General features: G+C 64.5%; 5 protein-coding genes. 4 read left to right on the forward strand and 1 reads right to left on the reverse strand.

What is annotated here, in order from left to right:
- The coding region (recJ, locus tag MUO23_11100) for a single-stranded-DNA-specific exonuclease RecJ (protein ID MCJ7513503.1) at positions 1-1,394 on the forward strand (1,394 nt) is incomplete at its 5' end.
- Here recJ and MUO23_11105 read toward each other — a convergent pair.
- Positions 1,372-2,064 carry a glycosyltransferase family 2 protein gene (locus tag MUO23_11105; protein ID MCJ7513504.1) on the reverse strand — a complete coding sequence of 231 codons (693 nt, stop codon included), beginning with the start codon at positions 2,062-2,064 and terminating at the stop codon, positions 1,372-1,374. The two genes, recJ and MUO23_11105, sit on opposite strands and share 23 nt — an antisense overlap.
- Positions 2,065-2,236: 172 nt before the next feature.
- Here MUO23_11105 and MUO23_11110 point away from each other — a divergent pair, with 172 nt between their 5' ends.
- The 3 genes from MUO23_11110 to MUO23_11120 all read left to right on the forward strand — a co-directional run.
- Positions 2,237-3,586 (forward strand): AAA family ATPase, encoded by a 1,350-nt coding sequence (locus MUO23_11110; protein ID MCJ7513505.1) that lies wholly within the window; start codon positions 2,237-2,239, stop codon positions 3,584-3,586.
- Positions 3,583-4,359: a hypothetical protein gene (locus tag MUO23_11115; protein MCJ7513506.1), complete on the forward strand. Its 777-nt coding sequence runs from the start codon at positions 3,583-3,585 to the stop codon at positions 4,357-4,359. The genes MUO23_11110 and MUO23_11115 overlap by 4 nt, the downstream gene beginning before the upstream one ends.
- Positions 4,360-4,390: 31 nt before the next feature.
- Positions 4,391-4,704: pyridoxal-phosphate dependent enzyme (locus MUO23_11120; protein MCJ7513507.1), on the forward strand; the 314-nt coding region annotated here is incomplete at its 3' end.

The raw sequence follows: 4,704 nt of genomic DNA on the forward strand, positions 1-4,704 counted from the left end.
GTGCTTTGGGCCTGGCTCCCGTGGCGCACCTGCCGGACCGTTTTGCCGAGGGCTACGGCCTCAGAGCCGAGGCGCTGAGTTTGCTCGGCGGGCAGGGAGTCTCACTTGTCATCACGGTCGATTGTGGCGTCCGCTCCGTGGGCGAAGTGGCCTGGGCCCGCTCCCAAGGAATTGACGTCATCGTCACCGATCATCATCTGGCTGGATCCGAGCTGCCGCCCGCCAGGGCCGTTGTCAATCCTCGACTCGAGGGCACAGCCTACCCGTATGCTGGCCTGAGCGGCGCAGGGGTAGCCTACAAGCTGCTGCAGGCGGTCTCCGCCACGTGCCCCAACCTGAGGCCGGACGCAACTTTGGATCTGGTGGCTATTGGCACGATCGCCGACTTGGCTCCGCTCAACGGTGAAAACCGATACCTTGTGGCGCAAGGGCTGGATCTGTTGCGCCAGTCGCCGCGGCTGGGCCTGGCGGAGCTGATGCGGGTCGCCGGGGCGCGGGGCGCAGAGGTCAACGCGGCTTCGATCGCCTTCGGCGTGGCGCCTCGGCTGAACGCAGTGGGGCGTCTCCACTCCCCTCGCCCGGCGCTGGATCTGCTTCTGGCCGAGGACCAGATCGAGGCGGCCCGACTCGCCCAGGACCTGGACCAGGCCAATCGCACCCGCCAGGGTGTGACGCGCAGGGAGTTTGAGAAGGCCCGCGAGCAGGTCCTCAGCCAGCAGAGCCTTCCGGCGCTGTTGACGGTCCACAGCCGCGATCTTGGCGAGGGGATCCTGGGTTTGGTGGCGGCGCGGCTGACCGAGGAGTTCTACCGTCCGTCCCTAGTCGCGAGAGTCGGCGACGAGACAGTGCGAGCCTCCTTGAGAAGTGTGGCGGAGTTCCCGATCACAGCCGCCCTCGAGCGGATCTCCGACCAATTGATCGAGTTCGGTGGCCACGCAACCGCCGCTGGCTTCACGGCTGCCACTGACAAGCTGGAGCCGATCGGGAGAGCACTGGAAGCGATGGCGGCTGACGTTCTGCAGGGCGAATTGGGTGCCGAGCTGCGCGTCGACGCGGTTGCGTCGCTAAACCAGCTGGACGAAGTCCTGATGCGGTTCCTGGACCAATTCGAGCCGACCGGGCAAGGGAACCCGCCGGTGCTGTTTGCTGCCAGGAACCTCGAAGTGCTTTCCAAGCGGGCTGTAGGGAGCGATGGGGCGCACCTCAAGCTCCTGCTTCGCGACCAGCAGCGGTCCATGGATGCCATCGGCTTCCGTCTGGGGGATCGGCTCAAGGACCTGCCGCGCCAGGTCGATATCTTGTTCAACCTGGAGCGCAATAACTACTTGGGGGTGGGGAGTCTGCAGTTGAACTTGAAGGATGTGCGGCCGGCTAGTCCACAAACCGGTACTTGAGCAGCGTCCAGACAGCCTCAAAGGCGTCTTTCAAGCCAATCTTCTTCCCCTCGGAATATTCGCGGGGGTTGAAGGAGATCGGAACCTCGAAAACCCTGGTCTTCCGCTTGAGCAGCTTGGCCGTGATCTCAGGCTCAAAGTTGAAGCGCTTGGCCCGTAGCGGGATCGACTGGATCAAGACGCGCGGAAACACTTTGTAGCCGGTTTCCATGTCCGAGAGGATGCTGTTGTACAGCACGTTGGTCATCAGCGTCAGCAGCTGGTTGGCGACCATGTGCCAGAACATGGTCGTTCGGCGGGGGGCGCCCAGGAAGCGGGAGCCGTACACCGCGTCGGCCCGCCCGTCGAGCAAGGGCTCCAGCAGGGCAGGGTAATCCCGGGGATCGTATTCCAGATCGGCATCCTGGATCAGGACCAGATCTTTGGTGGCGGCGCGGATTCCGGTGACAACGGCCGCGCCCTTGCCCAGGTTGCGCTCGTGCAAGATGGTCCGTAGGCTGCGGTACTTCGGGGTCAGGCCGGCCAGGACATCTCGGGTGCCATCGTTGGAGCCATCGTCGACTACGATGATCTCGTCCGCTAGGCCGGAGCCGCTGACCCGGCTGAGGATGGCTTCGATCGTCGCCCGCTCATTGTAGACGGGCATGACGACACTGAGTGTGGCTGGCATGGGTGGATTCTACTGCATCGGCGGAGGTAGGACAAACGGGGATTTGCCTGCGAGTCCTCGTGGCCATATAATTGGGAGGCCTGAGACGGGACTGCCCGCCCTGGCCCGCGGCTTGCATCCGCTGCAGGACGCACAAACATCGGCGAACTCACCGGAAGCCGGGAGGCACGGAATGTCATTGCCTAGGACCGTTGCTCGGCCGAACGCGCCAGCTGTCGAGAGGACCACCTCCAACCTACGCTTCATCCCGCCTCCGGTCACCCGAATTGAGGACACCGGCCTGTCGGAGCTGTGGCTCCAGGACCTGGCGCTGAAGATCCTGTACTTCCATGGCTACCAGACCGGCTTCCGCGTGGCCGAGGCGATGAGCCTGCCCTTCGTCGGAGTGGCGGACCTACTGCTGGAGACGCTGAAGCGCGAGAAATTCGTCGAGATCAAGACCCAGGTCGGGTTTGGCGAAGGGTCTTACCAGTACGCCATCACCGGAGCTGGAATCGCGCGAGCGCGAGAGGCGCTGGAGCGCAGCCAGTACGCCGGGCCGGCGCCGGTGCCGATCGCTGTCTACAATGACTCGATGCGCCGCCAGAGCCGCGGACGGCCAACGGTACATCCGCGGCTGATGCGGCAGGCGCTGACGGATCTGGTGCTGTCGGAGAAGACCTTCAACCGGATTGGCCCGGCCGTCAACTCCGGGACCTCGATCTTCCTGTACGGGCCGCCCGGCAACGGCAAGACGTCGATCGCCCGCGCCATCGGCAACATGATCCTGCAGGAGGACATGTTCATACCGTTCGCGATCGATATCGGAGGGCAGGTCGTCAAGCTTTACGACTCGGTGAACCATGAACTGGCCCCGGAAGAGGATGCCGCCCCCCCCGGGACAGGAACCCTGAAGACCGGCGCCAAGCGCGACGAGCGTTGGGTGAAGATCCGGCGGCCGTTCATTGTCGTCGGCGGCGAGTTGACCCTGGCCGGCCTTGACTTGGTGTTCGACGATGTCCACAAGTACTACGAGGCGCCGTTCCAGGTAAAGGCCAACGGGGGGGTGCTGCTGATCGATGACTTCGGCCGTCAGCAGGTGCGGCCGCGTGACCTGCTCAACCGCTGGATCGTGCCCCTGGAGAATCGGCTGGACTACCTGACGCTGCACACCGGCCGCAAGATCGATGTGCCCTTTGATGTGCTGGTTGTCTTTTCGACGAACCTACCGCCCAAGGATCTGGTGGACGAAGCCTTCTTGCGCCGCCTGCGCCACAAGATCGAGGTCGGGGATCCCTCCTATGAAGAATTCCGCCAGGTGTTCAAGCGGGTGGCCGAGGCCAAGGGCGTGGCGTACTCGGACAAGGGGCTGGCCTACATGCTCCAAGAGTGGTACATCAAGCGCAACCGCAAGCTAAGGGCATCCCACCCTCGAGACATTTGCGACCAGATCCTGGATATCTCGCGCTACCAGAATGTCGAACCCGCCATGAGCAAAGAGCTGCTGGACCGCGCCGCGGAGGCGTATTTCGTCGAGCTGTGACCCACCCGCACCCATCGGAGTGGCTTCAGGACGCCCCGCTGATCATTGCCCACCGCGGGGCGTCGCGTTATGCCCCGGAGAACACCCTGGCCGCCTTTCGCCTGGCGGGAGAGATGGGCGCGCAGGCGATCGAGCTCGACGCCAAGCTGACCAGGGACGGGCAGGTCGTTGTGCATCACGACAGAACGCTGGAGCGAACGACGACTGGCGCCGGCAAGTTGTCCGCACATACCCTCGACCAACTCAAGCAGCTGGATGCCGGGCGGAAATTCAGCGCCAGTTTCACGGGAGAAGGCATCCCTACTCTGGAGGAGGTCTTCGAGGCTGTCAGCAGTTCGGTGTTGATCAACGTTGAACTCACCAACTATGAGCGACCGATGGATGCGCTACCTGAGGAAGTCGTCCGGTTGGTGAAGGCGGCGGGGCTGCAGGCGCGTGTTCTGTTTTCTTCGTTGAATCCGCTGTCACTGCGGCGTGCGAAACGACTCGCCCCCGAGATCCCGAGGGCACTTGTAGTGAGGGCCTCCGCGGCGGGGCTCAAACGAGCCGTCTACCGCTGGGTCTCGCCCCAGCAGGCGTACCACCCGGAGGATCCCATGGTAACGCCCGAGACCATCCTGCGAGAACACCGAGCAGGGCGGCGCGTGAACGTGTGGACCGTGAACGATCCTGCCCGAATCCGGGAGCTCCTCGACTGGGGGGTGGACGGCGTGATCACGGACGTTCCAGATCTTGCGCTGCGGGCCCGCGATGGGCGATCCGGAACAGGTTAGCTACGAAACGATCAGGCGAGCGGGCCGGCTCTTGGCCCAACACTTGCCCCCATCCCGCGTGGTGTGGGCGGAGGCGGCCGGCCTGCTCCTGAAAGACGAGGGCAGTCTGCCCACCGGCTCCTTCAAGGTGCGGGGGGCCTTGAACCGGCTGATGACTGACGCTGCTCGGGCCAGAAGGCAGGGGGTGGTTGCCGCCTCGGCGGGCAACCATGGCCTGGGGGTTGCGTATGCCGCCAGGCTCCTGGGGGCGCCAGCCCAGATCGTGGTGCCAGCCGGGGCCGTGGCGGTCAAAGTGACCGGGATCCGCAGCCTGGGAGCGGAGGTCATCCAGGTCGCCGGCGGCTA

The organism is Anaerolineales bacterium, assembly GCA_022866145.1.
GTDB lineage: Bacteria > Chloroflexota > Anaerolineae > Anaerolineales > E44-bin32 > PFL42.